This window comes from Cupriavidus sp. UME77 (genome assembly GCF_014170355.1).
GTDB lineage: Bacteria > Pseudomonadota > Gammaproteobacteria > Burkholderiales > Burkholderiaceae > Cupriavidus > Cupriavidus basilensis.
Genome location: NZ_LZZU01000086.1, coordinates 70,952 through 86,778, shown reverse-complemented (window position 1 = coordinate 86,778; position 15,827 = coordinate 70,952). Strand labels below are relative to the sequence as shown.

The window sequence follows — 15,827 nt, the reverse complement described above, 5'->3', positions numbered from 1 at the left end:
GATTTCCCACGACCCCGCCAGATGATCACGGTGGGGCCGCGCCGGCGCTTCCGGCATCCATGCCGCGAAAGCCAAGCTCTGCTTGCGCCCGCCGCCATCCGTTTCGATTCACACAAAGAGTATGGCCGTATTCACCACGGTCTCGCCGGACGAGATCGCCAGTTGGCTCCTTGATTACAACCTGGGCGAAATGCGCGACTTGCGCGGCATTGCCTCAGGCATCGAGAACAGTAACTTCTTCCTGACCATGGAGCAGGACGGTGTCACACGCGAGTACGTGCTGACCATCTTCGAGCGCCTGACGTTCGAGCAACTGCCGTATTACCTGCACCTGATGGCCCACCTGGCCGCGCACGACATCCGCGTGCCGGCGCCCATCCCGGGCCGCGACGGCGAGATCCTGCGGGCCCTCAAGGGCAAGCCGGCGACCATCGTCACGCGCCTGCCGGGCGGCTCGCAGCTGGCGCCAGGCGTGGGGCACTGCGCACAAGTGGGCGACATGCTGGCCCGCATGCACCTTGCCGGCCAGAGCTATCCGCGCCAGCAGCCCAACCTGCGCAGCCTGCCGTGGTGGCAGCAAACGCAAGGCGAGATCCTGCCCTTCCTGGATGCCGGCCAGCAAGCGTTGTTGCGCGAGGAACTGGTCCACCAGACCGCTTTCTTCGGCAGCGCGGACTACGCGGCGCTGCCCGGCGGCCCCTGCCATTGCGACCTGTTCCGTGACAACGCGCTGTTCGAGGACGGCCCCGCCGGGCAGGAGAAACTGGGGGGCTTCTTCGATTTCTACTTCGCCGGCAACGACAAGTGGCTGTTCGACCTGGCCGTCACCGTCAACGACTGGTGCATCGACCTGGCCAGCGGCGCGCTCGACGCCGCCCGCGGCCAGGCCCTGCTGCGGGCTTATCATGCCGTGAGGCCGCTGGACCCCATCGAGGCGCAGCACTGGCGCGACATGCTGCGCGCCGGCGCATTGCGCTTCTGGATTTCCCGCCTGTGGGACTTCTACCTGCCACGCGAGGCCGACATGCTGCAACCGCATGACCCGACCCACTTTGAACGCATCCTGCGCCGGCGCATCGAAGCCGCCGCGCTGCCCTGGACCTGACCGTCATGCAATTACTGGAAGTCTCCGCCAAGGAAGGTTATGTCTGGTTCCGCCAGGGTGTCTGGCTGTTCCGCAAGAACCCGCTCGCCTTCCTGATGCTGTTGTTTGTCTACCTGATCGCCGCGCAACTGGCCGTGTTCGTGCCACTGATCGGCGTCATCGCGCTGCTGGTGGTCACCCCGGGCCTGTCGGTCGGCATCATGACCGCCTGCCGCGAGGTGATCCTGAACAAGCGCGTGCTGCCGACCGTATTACTGGCTGGGTTTCGCGGCAATGGCAAGCAGGCAAGCCGCAACCTGCTGGTGCTGGGTGGCATCTACGCAGGCCTGGTCTTCGTGCTGAGCCTCATCGCGGGCAGCCTGGTGGACATCAGCACGCTGGTGCCGATCCTGCTCAAGGAAGAAGCGCCGTCGGCGGAATCCGTGCGGCAGCTCTACTTCGCGCTGATGATCGGGGCCGCGTTGTACACGCCAATTGCCATGCTGTTCTGGTTTGCGCCGCTGCTCACAGCGTGGCACAACGTGCCGCCGGTCAAAGCCCTGTTCTTCAGCTGGACCGCGTGCTGGCGCAACCGTGGCGCGTTCCTGGCCTATGGCGTGGTGTTCGCGGTCCTGCTGGTGGCGGTGCCGTTCTTCCTGGAGGCGTTGTTCGGCGCATTGGGGGCTGAAGCGGTGCTGTCCTTCCTGGTCACACCGTACTCGCTGCTGATGCTGGCGATCATGTATTGCTCGTTCTACGCCACTTACCGCGGCTGCTTCAATGTCGTGCCGGAAGAAGCCGCCGGCAGGCCGGACCTGGCCGCCTGAAGGCAGGTCACGCCGGTCACCCGGCGTCACGCGGCTCATGCGGCTCACAGGCCGAACAGCCGGGCCGCGTTTCGGTCCGGCGCCTCGCACAGCGGGCCCAGCCACTCCCACACCTTGCGCTGCAGGCCGGCATAGCCGGCCTCGGCCTCGTGATTGGTCCAAGGCCAGTCCGATCCCCATAGCAAGCCTTGCTCGCCCAGGCAGTGGTGCCAGCCAGCCACCACGCCGGCCAGGTCCGCCGCCACGCGATACGGCGCACTCAGCTTGACGTAGACCTCCCTCTGCCTGCGCCAGTGTGCGGCGCAAGCCAGCATCGGCGCGTCTGCCTGCGCGCCGGGCGCGGGCTTGCCGAAATGATCCAGCACCAGCGCGATCGGCACCGCCGGCAACCAGCCCTGCAGCTCGTTGAGCCGGCCTGGATCGGTGTGCAACTCCAGGTGCCAGCCCAGCGCGTGGGCCGCCTCCAGCAGCGCGGGCCAGCGCGCATCGCGCCATGATGCGTCGTCGTGCCGCCCCACCATATTCCAGCGCAGCCCGCGCACGCCCAGCCCGTGCAGCCGCGCCAGCTCGCCGGCGGATGCCTCCGGGCCCACCACGCAAACACCACGCAGCGCGGGCGAGGCCGCCAGCGCTGCTTCCAGCTCGCTGTTGTCGCATCCGAAAAAACTGGGCTGCACCACCACGCCCGCGCGCACGCCATGCGCCCCGGAGATGGCTTGCCACTGCGCCAGGCTGGCGCCGTAGGCGGGCCGGTAGCGCGCCCCTCCCACGGCGGGAGCCTCGGCGGAAAACACGTGGAAATGGGAATCGATCTGGAACATGTTCTGGCCCAAGGAACGGCGCATGCCGCCATGAATGGTAGCGCCGGTTGACACCTGCGCCCCTCCATTCTATGCTCTAGTCCTATAGATGACTAGAGCCCACCTATCTCCCCGAACAGGCACCGCTGCCGGGGCACGCATGGAGACACGAATGCCAGACCGTTCCGCCCTGCCCGACCCGACGGGAGCCGGCCTCGACGCCTCGCCAGCCAGCCTGGCGGCGCCGCGCTGGGCCCGCATCGCGACCGCGCTCAAGGGCCGCATCCTGGCCGGCGAATGGGCTTCCGGCACCGCCATTGCGGCCGAGAGCGCACTGGCGGAGCACTACGGCGTGGCGCTGGGCACCATGCGCGCCGCCATCCAGGCACTGGTGGACGAAGGCTTGCTGGAACGCGTGCATGGCCGCGGCACCTTTGTGCGCGGCGCGCTGACCGGCGCCACCATGGCGCGGTTCTTCCGCTTTGGCGATGCCGGCTCGGAGATTCCCGAGTCGCGCATCGTGTCGCTGCGCACGCTGGCGGCGCCAGCGGATGTCGCCGTGCAGCTTGGCCTGGCTGCGGGCACACCGGTGTTGCGCGTATTGCGCCAGCGCGGCTGGGAAGGCCAGGTCCGCCTGCTCGAGACCATCTGGCTGCCGGCGCTGCTGTTCGGCGCGCTGGCCACGCTCAAGCCGGCCGAGTTCGCGCCCCTGCTCTACCCGATGTATGCCGAGCGTTGCGGCGTCACGGTCGGCCGCGCTGTCGACGACCTGCGCTTCACCCGGCTTGGCGCACGCGAGGCCGCCCAGCTGAGCTTGCCGGAGGGCCATCCCGCGCTGGCGGTCAGCCGCGTGGCGTTTGACCTGGCGGGCCGGCGCGTGGAGTTCCGCCAGACGCTGGGCAATGCCGACGATTTCCACTACCGCGCCGAGGTTCGCTGAGCCCCGCGCGCGACGCCACCGCAAGCGCGGGCCGGCGCAAGCACCCAGACCTACACATTCCGAGGAGACCCATGCGATTCCCGATCCGACTTTGCGCCACCGCCCTGTGCTGGCTCGCCGCCGGCACCAGCAGCCTTGCGCACGCACAGGCCTGGCCCGCGGCCAAGCCCATCCGGCTGATCGTCACCTACGCGCCCGGCGGCGGCGCCGACACCATGGCTCGCTTGATCTCGCCGCGCCTGGGCCAGGAGTTGGGCCAGACCATCGTGGTGGACAACCGGCCCGGCGCGGGCGGCCAGATCGGCACGGACCTGGTCGCCAAGTCCGCCCCGGACGGCTATACAGTGCTGCTCGACGCTGCCTCGTTTGCCGCCAACCCCTCGCTCTACAAGCGACTGCCCTACGACCCGGTCAAGTCCTTCATCCCGGTCTCGGTGCTGGCGCTGTATCCCAACATGCTGGTCGTGAACCCGCAGTTCCCGGCCAAGACCACGCAGGAGCTGATCGCGATGGCACGCGCCAAGCCGGGCAGCATCGCCTATGCGTCCTCGGGCAACGGCTCGGCCCAGCACCTGGCGGGCGCGCTGTTCGCGCAGCGCATGAAACTGGACCTGTTGCACGTGCCGTACAAGGGCGGCGGCCCGGCCATGGCCGATGTGATTGCCGGGCAGGTGCCGGTGTTTTTCGCCAACACGGCGTCGGGCCTGCAGCATGTGCGCGCGGGCAAGCTGCGCGTGCTGGGCGTGACCGGCGCCAAGCGCACGGCCATCCTGCCGGACACGCCAACGCTGGCCGAGGCAGGCGTGCCGCACTATGAGGTCTACGAGTGGAATGGCGTGTTCTTGCCGGCGGGCACGCCGCCGGAAATCGTCAAGCGCCTGTCGGATGCGATCCGCAAGGTCATCAACCTGCCAGAGAATCGCGAGCGCGTAACGAGCCTGGGCGGGGAGATCGTGGCCGGCACGCCGGCCGAGGCGGCGAAGTTCATCCAGGCCCAGACCACCGAATGGGCCAAGGTGATCAAGGAAGGCAACATCCAGCTGGACTGATCCCTCTGCCTGGGCGCCTGGGCGCCCGTCCGCTCAGTCGATCGGGTCCAGCTTGGCGACCGACAGCACCAGCCATTTGGCGCCGTGGCGCTTGAACTTGATATTCGCGCGGGCGGCATCGCCCTCGCCTTCCAGCCCGGCGATCACGCCTTCGCCGAACTTGTTGTGGAACACGCTCTGGCCGATGCGCAAGCCGGAGCCGGCCTGGCGCTTGGCGTCGGCATAGCCGTTGCCGGTGTCCATGCCGCCGGTAGGCTGGGTGCCCGAATAGGGAACGTCCTCCGCCTTCTTGAACCAGTCGCGGCCCCAGCCGCCCTCGTTCTGCTGGCGGCGCTGCGAACCGCCGCCGCCATAGGCCTGCGCAGGCGGCATCAGCCACTTGAGCGATTCCTCGGGCAGCTCCTCGAAGAAGCGCGAGCGCACGTGGTAGCGCATCTGCCCGTGCAGCACGCGGCTTTGCGCGAACGAGAGATAGAGCCGCTCGCGCGCACGCGTGATGGCCACGTACATCAGGCGGCGCTCTTCCTCCAGCCCGTCAGCCTCGGTGGCGCTGTTCTCGTGCGGGAACAGCCCTTCTTCCAGCCCGGTGATGAAGACCGCGTTGAACTCCAGCCCCTTGGCGGCATGCACCGTCATCATCTGCACGGCGTCCTGGCCCGCCTGCGCCTGGTTGTCGCCGGCTTCCAGCGAGGCATGGGTGAGGAAGGCCACCAGCGGGGTCATCACCACCGGCAGCGCCTCGGGATCCAGCACCTGCTGGGCCTGGTCGCCCTCGCCCAGCGCGGGCAGCGGCTGCGCGCCATCGCGCCCGACCGGAATCGCACTAGCCAGCGCGTCCAGCCCAAAGCCCTCCTCCGTCACGAACGCCTGCGCCGCCGTCACCAGTTCCTGCAAGTTCTCGATGCGGTCCTGGCCTTCTTTTTCAGCGCGATAGTGCGTGATCAGGCCACTGGTGTTGGTCACGTACTCGACGGTTTCCGGCAGCGTCATGCGCCGCGTCTCGGCACGCATCTGCTCGATCAGCCGCACAAAGGCGCCCAGCGTGCTGCCGGCCTTGCCGGGCACGAAGGCCACGGCTTCGGCCAGCGAGCAGTTGTACTGGCGCGCCGCATCCTGCAGGGCCTCCAGCGAGCGCGCGCCGATGCCGCGCGTGGGGAAATTCACCACGCGGCCGAAGGCAGCGTCGTTGCGCGGGTTTTCCAGCAACTGCAGGTAAGCCAGCGCGTGCTTGATTTCGGCACGCTCGAAGAAGCGCAAGCCGCCATACACGCGATAGGAAATGCTGGCCGAGAAGAGCGCGTGCTCGATCACTCGCGACTGCGCATTGCTGCGGTAGAGGATGGCGATCTCCGAGCGGCTCATGCCCTGCGCGATCAGGTCACGGATTTCCTCCACGATCCAGCCGGCCTCCTGGCCGTCGGTGCCGGCCTGGTACACCCGCACCGGCTCGCCGTGGCCGGCATCGGTGCGCAGGTTCTTGCCCAGGCGGCGCGAATTGTGGGCGATCAGGTGGTTGGCCGAATCCAGGATGTGGCCGTGGGAGCGGTAGTTCTGCTCCAGCTTGATCATGTGGCGCACGCGGAACTCATGCTCGAAGTCGCGCATGTTGCCGACATTGGCGCCACGGAACGCGTAGATGCTCTGGTCGTCGTCGCCGACCGCGAACACCGCGGCCGGGTTCTGCGTGCCGAAGCCGGCCAGCATCTTGAGCCACTGGTACTGCAGCACGTTGGTGTCCTGGAACTCGTCCACCAGCACATGGCGGAAGCGGTGCTGGTAGTGCTGGCGGATCGCGTCGTTGTAGCGCAGCAGCTCGTAGCAGCGCAGCAGCAGCTCGGCGAAGTCGACCACGCCTTCGCGCTGGCACTGCACATCGTAGGCGGCGTAGAGATCGACGAAGCGGCGGTTGAAGTCGTCGTTGGCCTCCACGTCGGCCGGGCGCAGGCCTTGCTCCTTGGCGTTGTTGATGAAGTACTGCAGGTTCTTGGCCGGGTACTTCTCGTCATCCACGTTCAGCGACTTGAGCAGGCGCTTGAGGGCGGAGAGCTGGTCCTGGCTGTCGAGGATGGCGAAGGTCTGCGGCAGGCCGGCGTCGCGGTAATGCGCGCGCAACATGCGGTTGCACAGCCCGTGGAAGGTGCCGATCCACATGCCGCGCGTGTTGATCGGCAGCATCGACGTGAGCCGCGTCATCATTTCCTTGGCGGCCTTGTTGGTAAAGGTCACCGCCAGCAGGCCGGCGGGCGACACCCGGCCGTTCTGGATCAGCCATGCGATGCGGGTGGTCAGCACACGCGTCTTGCCGCTGCCCGCGCCAGCCAGGATCAGCGCCGGCTCGTCAGGCAAAGTGACGGCGGCTAGTTGTTCAGCATTGAGATTGGCAAGCAGGTCGGACATCGGGGAGGCCTTGTGGAGTGCCCCGAATTATACCGGGGCGCCCCCCGTACCCGCGCGGCCCCGGCCGCCGGACAGGGGGATCGTCCGGCAGTGCGCCGCGAACCACGCAAAATGGCACAAAAAAGCATGGCGGATCCCCTCGCGAGAGGTAAGCAGAGCACTTTCAGGCGGGGCAAAGCACCGGCAAAATGACGCCGCGCGGCCGAGCCCGGGCCGAAATCGCGCGCCCCCCACCCGCCTCCCCTATAATTTGATGTTTTCCCGGCGCGTTGCCCCTGCCCGCCTGGCCCGCAGAATCCGACGTAATCATCGACATCCGAGCATGACCGCCCAAGACCAGTCCCTTGCCAAGAGCTTCGAACCCGCCGCCATTGAGGCCAAGTGGGGCCCAGAGTGGGAGAAGCGCGGCATCGCGAAGCCGACCCTCGACCCGGACCGTCCGGACTTCTGCATCCAGCTGCCGCCGCCCAATGTGACCGGCACGCTGCACATGGGCCATGCCTTCAACCAGACCATCATGGACGGCCTGGCCCGCCATGCCCGCATGAGCGGCGCCAACACCCTGTGGGTGCCAGGCACCGACCACGCCGGCATCGCCACCCAGATCGTGGTGGAGCGCCAGCTGGAAGCGCAAGGCGTATCGCGCCATGAGCTAGGCCGCGAGAAGTTCGTCGAGAAGGTGTGGGAGTGGAAGGAAGAGTCCGGCTCGACGATTACGCGCCAGATCCGCCGCATGGGCGCCTCGATCGACTGGAGCCATGAGTACTTCACGATGTCGCCGGAGATGTCCAAGGCGGTCACCGAAGTCTTCGTGCGCCTGTTCGAGCAAGGCCTGATCTACCGCGGCAAGCGCCTGGTCAACTGGGACCCGGTGCTGGGCACCGCAGTGTCCGACCTGGAGGTGGACAACGTCGAGGAAGATGGCTCGATGTGGCACATCCGCTATCCGCTGGCCGAAGCCGATACCGTGCACGGCCTGACCCACCTGACGGTGGCCACCACCCGCCCCGAAACCATGCTGGGCGACGTGGCCGTGATGGTGCACCCGGAAGACGAGCGTTATGCGCACCTGATCGGCAAGTTTGTGCGCCTGCCGCTCACCGGCCGCGATATCCCGGTGATCGCCGACGACTACGTCGACCGCGAATTCGGCACCGGCGTGGTCAAGGTGACGCCCGCCCACGATTTCAATGACTATGCGGTTGGCCAGCGCCACAAGCTGCCGCAGCTGTCCATCCTGACGCTCGACGCCAAGATCGTCGCCGACGCGCCCGCCGCCTATGCCGGCCTGGACCGCTTCGAGGCGCGCACCCGCATCGTGGCGGACCTGGATGCCCAGGGCCTGCTGGCCGAGGTCAAGAAGCACAAGCTGATGACGCCGCGCAGCGAGCGCACTGGCAGCGCCATCGAGCCGATGCTGACCGACCAGTGGTTCGTCGCCATGAGCAAGCCGGCGCCGGAAGGCACCTTTCACCCGGGCCGCTCGATTGCCGAAGTGGCGCTGGACGCCGTGCAGAGCGGCGAGATCAAGCTGATCCCCGATAACTGGAACAGCACCTACAACCAGTGGCTGGAGAACATCCAGGACTGGTGCATCTCGCGCCAGCTGTGGTGGGGCCACCAGATCCCGGCCTGGTACGACGAGGCCGGCAAGTGCTTCGTCGCCCGTAGCGAGGAAGAGGCGCAGGCCCAGGCGCGCGCGGCCGGCAGCACCGGGCCGCTGCGCCGCGAGGACGATGTGCTCGACACCTGGTTCTCCTCGGCCCTGGTGCCCTTCTCGTCGCTGGGCTGGCCTGCCGAGACGCCGGAGTTGCAACATTTTCTACCGTCGTCGGCACTTGTTACCGGTTACGACATCATCTTCTTCTGGGTGGCGCGCATGGTCATGATGACCAAGCACTTCACCGGCAAGGTGCCATTCCATACCGTCTATGTGCACGGCCTGGTGCGGGACTCGGAAGGCAAGAAGATGAGCAAGTCCGAGGGCAACACCCTGGACCCGGTCGACCTGATCGATGGCATCGAGCTCGAGCCGCTGCTCAAGAAGCGCACCACCGGCCTGCGCCGTCCCAAGGACGCGCCCAAGATCGAGAAAAAGACCAAGAAGGAATTCCCCGACGGCATTCCGGCGTTTGGCGCCGATGCACTGCGCTTCACCTTCGCCTCGCTGGCCACGCTGGGCCGTAACATCAACTTCGACACCGGCCGCTGCGAAGGCTATCGCAACTTCTGCAACAAGCTGTGGAACGCCACGCGCTTCGTGCTGATGAACACCGAAGGGCACGACTGCGGCATGGGCCCGTGCAGCAACGACTGCGGCCCCGACGGCTACCTGCATTTCTCGCAGCCGGACCGCTGGATCGTGTCGCTGCTGCAGCGCGTGGAAGCCGAAGTGGAAAAGGGCTTTGCCGAGTACCGCTTCGACAATATCGCCAGCGCCATCTACAAGTTCGTCTGGGACGAGTACTGCGACTGGTACCTGGAACTGGCCAAGGTCCAGATCCAGAACGGCACGCCAGCGCAGCAGCGCGCCACCCGCCGCACGCTGTTGCGCGTGCTGGAAACCGTGCTGCGCCTGGCCCACCCGATCATCCCCTTCATCACCGAAGAGCTGTGGCAGAAGGTAGCGCCGCTGGCCGGCCGCGCCAAGGGCGACGGCAGCGAGACGCTGGCGCTGCAGGCCTATCCCCTGCCCGCCATGGCAAAGATCGACGAGGCCGCCGAGCAATGGACCGCGCAGCTCAAGGCCGTGGTCGACGCTTGCCGCAACCTGCGCGGCGAAATGAACATCTCGCCGGCCCAGCGCATTCCGCTGTACGCTGAAGGCGACAGCGCGTTCCTGACGTCGGCCCAGGCTTATGTGCAGGCGCTGGCGAAACTTTCGGAGGTCAAGGTCTTCGAAGATCAGAATGCCCTGATGGCCGAAGGTGCCGGCGCGCCAGTGGCCATCGTCGGCGGCAACCGCCTGCTGCTGAAAATCGAAATCGACGTGGCCGCGGAACGCGTGCGCCTGTCCAAGGAAATAGAGCGCATCAGCGCCGAACTCGGCAAGTGCCGTGGCAAGCTGTCCAACGAGAGCTTCGTCGCCAAGGCACCGCCCGCCGTCGTCGCGCAAGAAACCCAGCGTCTGTCGGATTTCGAACAGACCCTGGTCAAGCTGCAGGATCAACTACAGCGTTTGCCGGCATGAGCTTTGCATCACCAGCAGGGTTGTCTACACCGAATTGATAAGGAAAACCGATATGGAAACCCGCGTCACCAAGGCTGTCTTCCCGGTAGCCGGTCTCGGCACTCGTTTTTTGCCGGCTACCAAGGCGAGCCCGAAGGAAATGCTGCCGGTGGTCGACAAACCCCTGATCCAGTACGCCGTGGAAGAAGCCATGGCTGCCGGCATCACCGAGATGATCTTCGTCACCGGCCGCTCCAAGCGCGCCATCGAAGATCACTTCGACAAGGCCTATGAGCTCGAAGCGGAGCTCGAGGCCAAGAACAAGCAGGCCCTGCTCACCCTGGTGCGCTCGATCAAGCCGTCGCACGTGGAATGCTTCTACGTGCGCCAGCCCGAGGCGCTCGGCCTTGGCCATGCCGTGCTCTGCGCGGAAAAGCTGGTGGGCGACGCACCGTTCGCCGTGATGCTGGCCGATGACCTGCTGGATGGCGATCCGCCGGTCATGAAGCAGATGGTGGACCTGTACGGCCACTACAATTGCTCGGTGCTGGGCGTGGAAGAGATCGCGCCGGAGCAGAGCCGCTCCTACGGCGTGGTGGCTGGCCGCGAATGGGACGAAGGCGTGATCAAGGTGTCGGACATCGTCGAGAAACCGGCGCCGGAAAATGCACCGTCCAACCTGGGCGTGGTTGGACGCTACATCCTGACCCCGCGCATCTTCGACCATATCCGCAGCCTCAAGCCGGGCGCGGGCGGCGAGTTCCAGCTCACCGATGCCATCCAGTCCCTGCTCAGCCAGGAACAGGTGCTGGCCTACCGCTACAAGGGCGTGCGCTACGACTGCGGCAGCAAGCTGGGCTACCTGAAGGCCACCGTGGAGTTTGCGCTCAAGCACCCGGAGGTGATGGACGAATTCAGCACCTACCTGCGCGCGCGCGCTAATAGCATCTGAGATGCCTGAAGATCTGGAACCATGAAAAAAGCCGCAGAAATGCGGCTTTTTTCATTTGGCGCGGGGCGAGCCCGCATCGAGCTGTCGTCGGTTTAGCGCCGGCGCATGTAGAACACGAAGACCTTGTCCACTTCCTGGTGCGACAGCAGTTCGTTGCCGGTCTGCTTGGCAAACGCCTGGAAATCCCGCGTGGCGCCGGGATCGGTGGCGAGAATCTTGAGAACATCGCCGCTGGGCATGTCGGCCAGCGCCTTCTTGGTGCGCAGGATCGGCAGCGGGCAGTTCAGGCCGCGCGCATCCACTTCTTTCTGGAACTCCATTCCTCTCTTCCTTGGTTCTGTGCGCTCAGGGCCCGGCATGACCCATTGGGACCGTGCCTGCCGCTGTCGCATCGATGACTGATGATTATGGCCGGTATTGTAGCGAAACGCCCGGCTGCCCCAGGCCATCGCGCCGGCGCGGGTCGGGAATGTCCTCGCCAGTCTGGCGATCGAAGAACCGCACCGGATGGCCACGCGAGGCCAGCCAGTCGGCCACCGCGAAGCCCGTGCCCGCCGACCAGATCCGCATGTCCTCGGGCGCCACCAGCTTGTAGTCGGCCAGCTCCTCGGACAACGCGATGGTGCCGCTCGCCTGCACATGGTAGGCGATGATCAGCTCGTTCTTGCGCATGAACTCGTACACGCCGATCAGCGATACCGAGTGCGCGTCCAGGTTGGTTTCTTCCTTGAGCTCCCGCGCCACGCCCTGCTCCGGCGTCTCGTCGCGTTCCATGAAGCCGGTCACCAGCGCGAACATTTTTTCCGGCCACGCGGCATTGCGCGCCAGCAGTAGCTTGCCTTCATATTCCACCACCGCGGCCAGCACGGGGAGCGGATTGTTCCAGTGGACAAAGCCGCACTCTGGCTGGATGCAGGCATCACGTTCGCGGCCGGAATGCGGCAGCAATTCCAGCGGCGAGCCACATTGCGGACAGTATCGGTAAACGGCCATGCGGGAGCTCCTGTTTTTGTCGTCTTGTTATGTTGTCATTTTATAAGGGCGGCGGCGTTCACGCGCCGCAGGCCACGCGCATATCCGCGGCCAGCGCCTCGACGGTTTCCGGCTGCAGATCCCATGAGCACATGAAGCGGCAGCCGCCGGCACCGATAAACGTATAGAAGCGCCAGCCCTTGGCACGCAGCGCCTCGATGGCCGCGAGCGGCAGCTCGGCAAAGACGGCGTTGGACTCGGTCGGGAACATGATGCGCACGCCGGGGATGGTGGCGATGCGCTCATGCAGCAACTGCGCCATGGCGTTGGCATGGCGTGCGTTGCCGAGCCAGACATCGTTCTCGAGCAAGCCCAGCCACGGGGCCGAGATAAAACGCATCTTGGAAGCCAGTTGCCCGGCCTGCTTGACGCGGTAAGCAAAGTCCTCGGCCAGCTTGCGGTCGAAGAACACCACCGCCTCGCCCACCGGCAGGCCGTTCTTGGTGCCGCCGAAGCACAGCACGTCCACCCCCGCGCGCCAGGTGATCTCCGACGGATGCACGCCGAGCGACGCCACGGCATTGGCAAAACGCGCGCCGTCCATGTGCACGCGCAACTGGCGGCGCTTGGCGATGGCGGCAATGGCGCGCACTTCCTCCACCGTGTACACCGTGCCGACCTCGGTCGACTGCGTCAGCGACACCACCTTGGGCTTGGGATAGTGGATATCGGCGCGGCGCGTCACCAGCGCTTCCACCGCATCGGGCGTGAGCTTGCCGTTGGCGCCCGGGGCGGTCAGCAGCTTGGAGCCGTTGGAGAAAAACTCCGGGCCGCCGCACTCGTCGGTCTCGATATGTGCCAGCTCATGGCAGATCACCGAGTGGTAGGACTGGCACAGCGCGGCCAGCGCCAGCGAGTTCGCCGCGGTGCCGTTGAAGACGAAAAACACCTCGCAATCGGTCTGGAACAGGTCGCGGATCCGGTCGCAGACTTTTTGCGTCCACGAATCGTCGCCATAGGCCTGCTCGTGGCCGCTGCCGTTGGCTTCAAGGAAATACTTGAGCGATTCCGGACAGAAGCCGGCGTAGTTGTCGGAGGCGAAATGCTGCATGGGGAGATCCGTGGCGGGTGGCTTGGCGCGTGCCATGGGCGTCGGGGCTTGTGGCCTTTGGCCCGGGGCGGTCTTGGTATGGGGCTGCCTGTTGCGTAGCTGCGCGTGGCTTACTTCTTGTCGGCCCACAACTGGCCGCCGGTGGACCAGTTCTCGCGCTTGATGTCGGTGATGATGATATCCACGGCCGAGGCCGAGCAGCCGAGCGTCTCGCAGGTGACGCGGGTGACTTCCTCGACCAGCTTGCGCTTTTGCTCGATGGTGCGGCCTTCGAAGAGTTCTACGTGGTAAGTCGGCATGGCTGGTTTCCTGTTTCCTGTTGTCGTTTTGTCTTTCGTGGTCCGTTGCGGATTGCCCTGGCGATGCGCGGAGGGATCTGCCAGCACCCGTCAAAGTCAATCGCGGTACGAAACATCGATTCTATCGAGTTTGCGCAACAGCGACGGCCATTCCAGTTCGCCCTCGACGGCGCCGCCGTCGTCAAGCTGTTCGGACGCCCGTTGTGCCAACGCATGCGGCGGCTGCACGACCTGTCCGCCAGCCTGCGCGCCAAGCTGGATCTCGCAGGCCTTGATGAGCGTCGCCATCAGCACATACGCCTCGGCCACGGTCCGGCCAACCGTCAGCGTGCCATGGTTGCGCAGCAGCATGGCGGGATGCCGGCCGAGCGACGCGGTCAGCCGCGCGCCCTCGGCGGGCGTGAACGCCAGGCCTTCGTAGTCGTGATAGGCCAGCCGGCCATAGAAGCGCAAAGCGTGCTGCGAGAGCGCCAGCAGGCCGCAGGCCTGGGCCGATACCGACACGCCGGCGCTGTTGTGCAGGTGCATCACGCACACCGCATCGGGGCGTGCCGCATGCACCGCGCCATGCAGCGCAAAGCCAGTGACGTTGACCGCATGGGTGCTGTCGCCCACCACCTCGCCGCGGCCATTGATCTTGACCAGGTCGCTGGCGCGGATTTCGTCGAAGGCGAAGCCGAACGGATTGATCAGGAAGTGACCGGGCTCATCCGGCACGGCTGCGGAGATATGGGTGTAGATGAGATCGTCCCAACCCTGCCGGGCGCACAGGCGGTAAGCCGCCGCCAGGTCGACGCGCATGCGCGACTCGGCTTGCGTGACGGGTTGAGTGGCGCCCGCGGCACGGGCGGGCTGCAAGGCAAAGGACATGGTTCGGCTCCTGCGCCGCGCGGGTGCCGCGCGCCGGTTCAGCCAACCGGCGCCGGGGGCGGCAAAGGCGATACTGTAGCGCAAGGCAGGCGCTGCGTCAGGACGTGCCCCGGCACCTTGGGGAGGCCGGATTATCTGCGCTGTTGCCGGCTCATCCAGGCGAAGATGGCGCCACCCAGCAACAGGGCCGCCACTGCGCAGCCAAGCGAGGCGGCGAAGCCGCCGGTGCGTGCCACCAGCGCCGTGGCCAGCGGCGGCCCGACGATCTGGCCGAGGCCGTAGCTGGCGGTCATCAGGCCCATCAGGCGCTGCGCCTGTGCGCCCCACAGCCGGCGCGCCTCGCGCATGGCGAACGACACCAGCGCATTGAACGGCAACCCGGCCAGCATGCTGCTGAGCGCGAAACCCGCCACCGTCGGCCAGACCACCGCGATGGCCACGCCGATCGCCTGCATCACATAGGTAAAGGCCAGCAGCCGGCGATTGTCGCGCTCCGTGCTGACGCGCGAGGCCACGAAGGCGCCAATGGTCACCCCCACGCCGAAGATGGGCCAGAACAGGTCTGCCCACAGCGAGCCCGGCATGGCCTGGCGCGCGATCACCGGCAGGAATGTGGCCGTGATGATGTAGCCGAAGCCCGCCAGGCCATAGGCAAAAGTCAGCAGCCAGGTCTCGCGGCCCAGCCGGGGCGCCGCTTGCGCCGGCGCGGTGGGGCCGGCTGCGTGCGCGGTGCGCGGCGCGGGCGTAAAGACATGCCAGACCGCGCTGACCAGCAGCACCGCCAGCGCGCCGAAGGCCAGCCAGCCCCAGTTGGCCCGCCAGCCGGCGCTCACCATGGCAAAGACGGATACGCCCGTGATGACGATGCCAATGCCCGGCCCGCAAAAGATCACGCCACCCAGCGACGCCCGGCCCAGTTCGGCCAGCCGGTGCATGCACCAGGCCGAGCCGTAGACCATGACCATCGCGCTGGCCACGCCGGCCGCGGCGCGCCACAGGCCCCAGGCCGCCATGCCGCCGGGCGCAGCCATGCCAAGCGTCAGCATGACGGTAGCCACCATGCCGAGCCGGACCATGCGCGCCGGGTCGGGCCGGATGAACAGGCAAGCGGCCGCGCCGGCGAAGTAGCCCAGGTAGTTCAGCGTGGCCAGCCAGCCGCCCTCGCCCAGCGTGACGCTGCCGTCGTGCAGCATCATGGGCAGCAGCGGCGTAAAGGCGAAGCGGCCAACGCCCATCGCCACGCCCAGCGCCACCAGCCCCGCCAGGGCCACGGCCCAGACGCCAGGCTGTGCCTGTGCCGGCGCGGCGGCGTCGCGGGGCGCCAGTGTGGATGTGGATTTCATAGGCGCATGCTACG

Annotated in this window: 14 protein-coding genes; 6 read left to right on the top strand and 8 right to left on the bottom strand. The window is 66.6% G+C overall.

Features of this window, described 5'->3' with window-relative positions; genetic code table 11:
- Positions 1–121 precede the first annotated feature (121 nt).
- Positions 122–1,105, top strand: a complete 984-nt coding sequence (locus A9975_RS32130; protein ID WP_183036267.1) for a homoserine kinase — start codon at positions 122–124, stop codon at positions 1,103–1,105.
- A gap of 5 nt (positions 1,106–1,110) precedes the next feature.
- Positions 1,111–1,911, top strand: a complete 801-nt coding sequence (locus A9975_RS32125) for a BPSS1780 family membrane protein (RefSeq protein ID WP_183036266.1) — start codon at positions 1,111–1,113, stop codon at positions 1,909–1,911.
- Positions 1,912–1,955: 44 nt separating this feature from the next.
- Here A9975_RS32125 and A9975_RS32120 read toward each other — a convergent pair whose 3' ends face one another.
- Positions 1,956–2,756, bottom strand: a complete 801-nt coding sequence (locus A9975_RS32120) for an amidohydrolase (RefSeq protein ID WP_183036265.1) — start codon at positions 2,754–2,756, stop codon at positions 1,956–1,958.
- A 127-nt stretch (positions 2,757–2,883) separates the two neighbouring features.
- On the opposite strand from A9975_RS32120, the gene A9975_RS32115 reads away from it, so the two are divergent.
- Both A9975_RS32115 and A9975_RS32110 read left to right on the top strand, forming a co-directional pair.
- Positions 2,884–3,651, top strand: coding sequence for a GntR family transcriptional regulator (locus tag A9975_RS32115; RefSeq protein ID WP_183036264.1), 768 nt, complete (start codon positions 2,884–2,886; stop codon positions 3,649–3,651).
- 71 nt (positions 3,652–3,722) lie between these two features.
- Positions 3,723–4,700: a tripartite tricarboxylate transporter substrate binding protein gene (locus A9975_RS32110; RefSeq protein ID WP_183036263.1), complete on the top strand. Its 978-nt coding sequence runs from the start codon at positions 3,723–3,725 to the stop codon at positions 4,698–4,700.
- 33 nt (positions 4,701–4,733) lie between these two features.
- Here A9975_RS32110 and A9975_RS32105 read toward each other — a convergent pair whose 3' ends face one another.
- A complete protein-coding gene (locus tag A9975_RS32105; RefSeq protein ID WP_183036262.1) occupies positions 4,734–7,097 on the bottom strand; it encodes a UvrD-helicase domain-containing protein in 2,364 nt (787 codons plus the stop codon).
- 322 nt (positions 7,098–7,419) lie between these two features.
- On the opposite strand from A9975_RS32105, the gene A9975_RS32100 reads away from it, so the two are divergent.
- Entirely contained in the window at positions 7,420–10,287 is a 2,868-nt protein-coding gene (locus A9975_RS32100; RefSeq protein ID WP_183036261.1) for a valine--tRNA ligase, read from the top strand.
- Positions 10,288–10,339: 52 nt separating this feature from the next.
- Positions 10,340–11,218 (top strand): UTP--glucose-1-phosphate uridylyltransferase GalU, encoded by an 879-nt coding sequence (gene galU, locus A9975_RS32095; protein WP_183036260.1) that lies wholly within the window; start codon positions 10,340–10,342, stop codon positions 11,216–11,218.
- 92 nt (positions 11,219–11,310) lie between these two features.
- On the opposite strand, the gene A9975_RS32090 is transcribed toward galU, so the two are convergent.
- From A9975_RS32090 to A9975_RS32065, 6 genes are all read right to left on the bottom strand, one after another.
- Positions 11,311–11,538, bottom strand: a complete 228-nt coding sequence (locus A9975_RS32090; RefSeq protein WP_043348346.1) for a sulfurtransferase TusA family protein — start codon at positions 11,536–11,538, stop codon at positions 11,311–11,313.
- Between the two features lie 85 nt (positions 11,539–11,623).
- Positions 11,624–12,211 carry an NUDIX hydrolase gene (locus A9975_RS32085; protein ID WP_183036259.1) on the bottom strand — a complete coding sequence of 196 codons (588 nt, stop codon included), beginning with the start codon at positions 12,209–12,211 and terminating at the stop codon, positions 11,624–11,626.
- Positions 12,212–12,269: 58 nt separating this feature from the next.
- Positions 12,270–13,301: a low specificity L-threonine aldolase gene (locus A9975_RS32080; protein WP_183036258.1), complete on the bottom strand. Its 1,032-nt coding sequence runs from the start codon at positions 13,299–13,301 to the stop codon at positions 12,270–12,272.
- Positions 13,302–13,411: 110 nt separating this feature from the next.
- On the bottom strand, positions 13,412–13,600 hold the full coding sequence (locus A9975_RS32075; RefSeq protein WP_043348354.1) for a 4-oxalocrotonate tautomerase: 189 nt from the start codon (positions 13,598–13,600) through the stop codon (positions 13,412–13,414).
- A gap of 96 nt (positions 13,601–13,696) precedes the next feature.
- Positions 13,697–14,470, bottom strand: a complete 774-nt coding sequence (locus A9975_RS32070) for a class II aldolase/adducin family protein (protein WP_183036257.1) — start codon at positions 14,468–14,470, stop codon at positions 13,697–13,699.
- Between the two features lie 131 nt (positions 14,471–14,601).
- Positions 14,602–15,813, bottom strand: a complete 1,212-nt coding sequence (locus tag A9975_RS32065; protein ID WP_183036256.1) for a YbfB/YjiJ family MFS transporter — start codon at positions 15,811–15,813, stop codon at positions 14,602–14,604.
- Positions 15,814–15,827 lie beyond the last annotated feature (14 nt).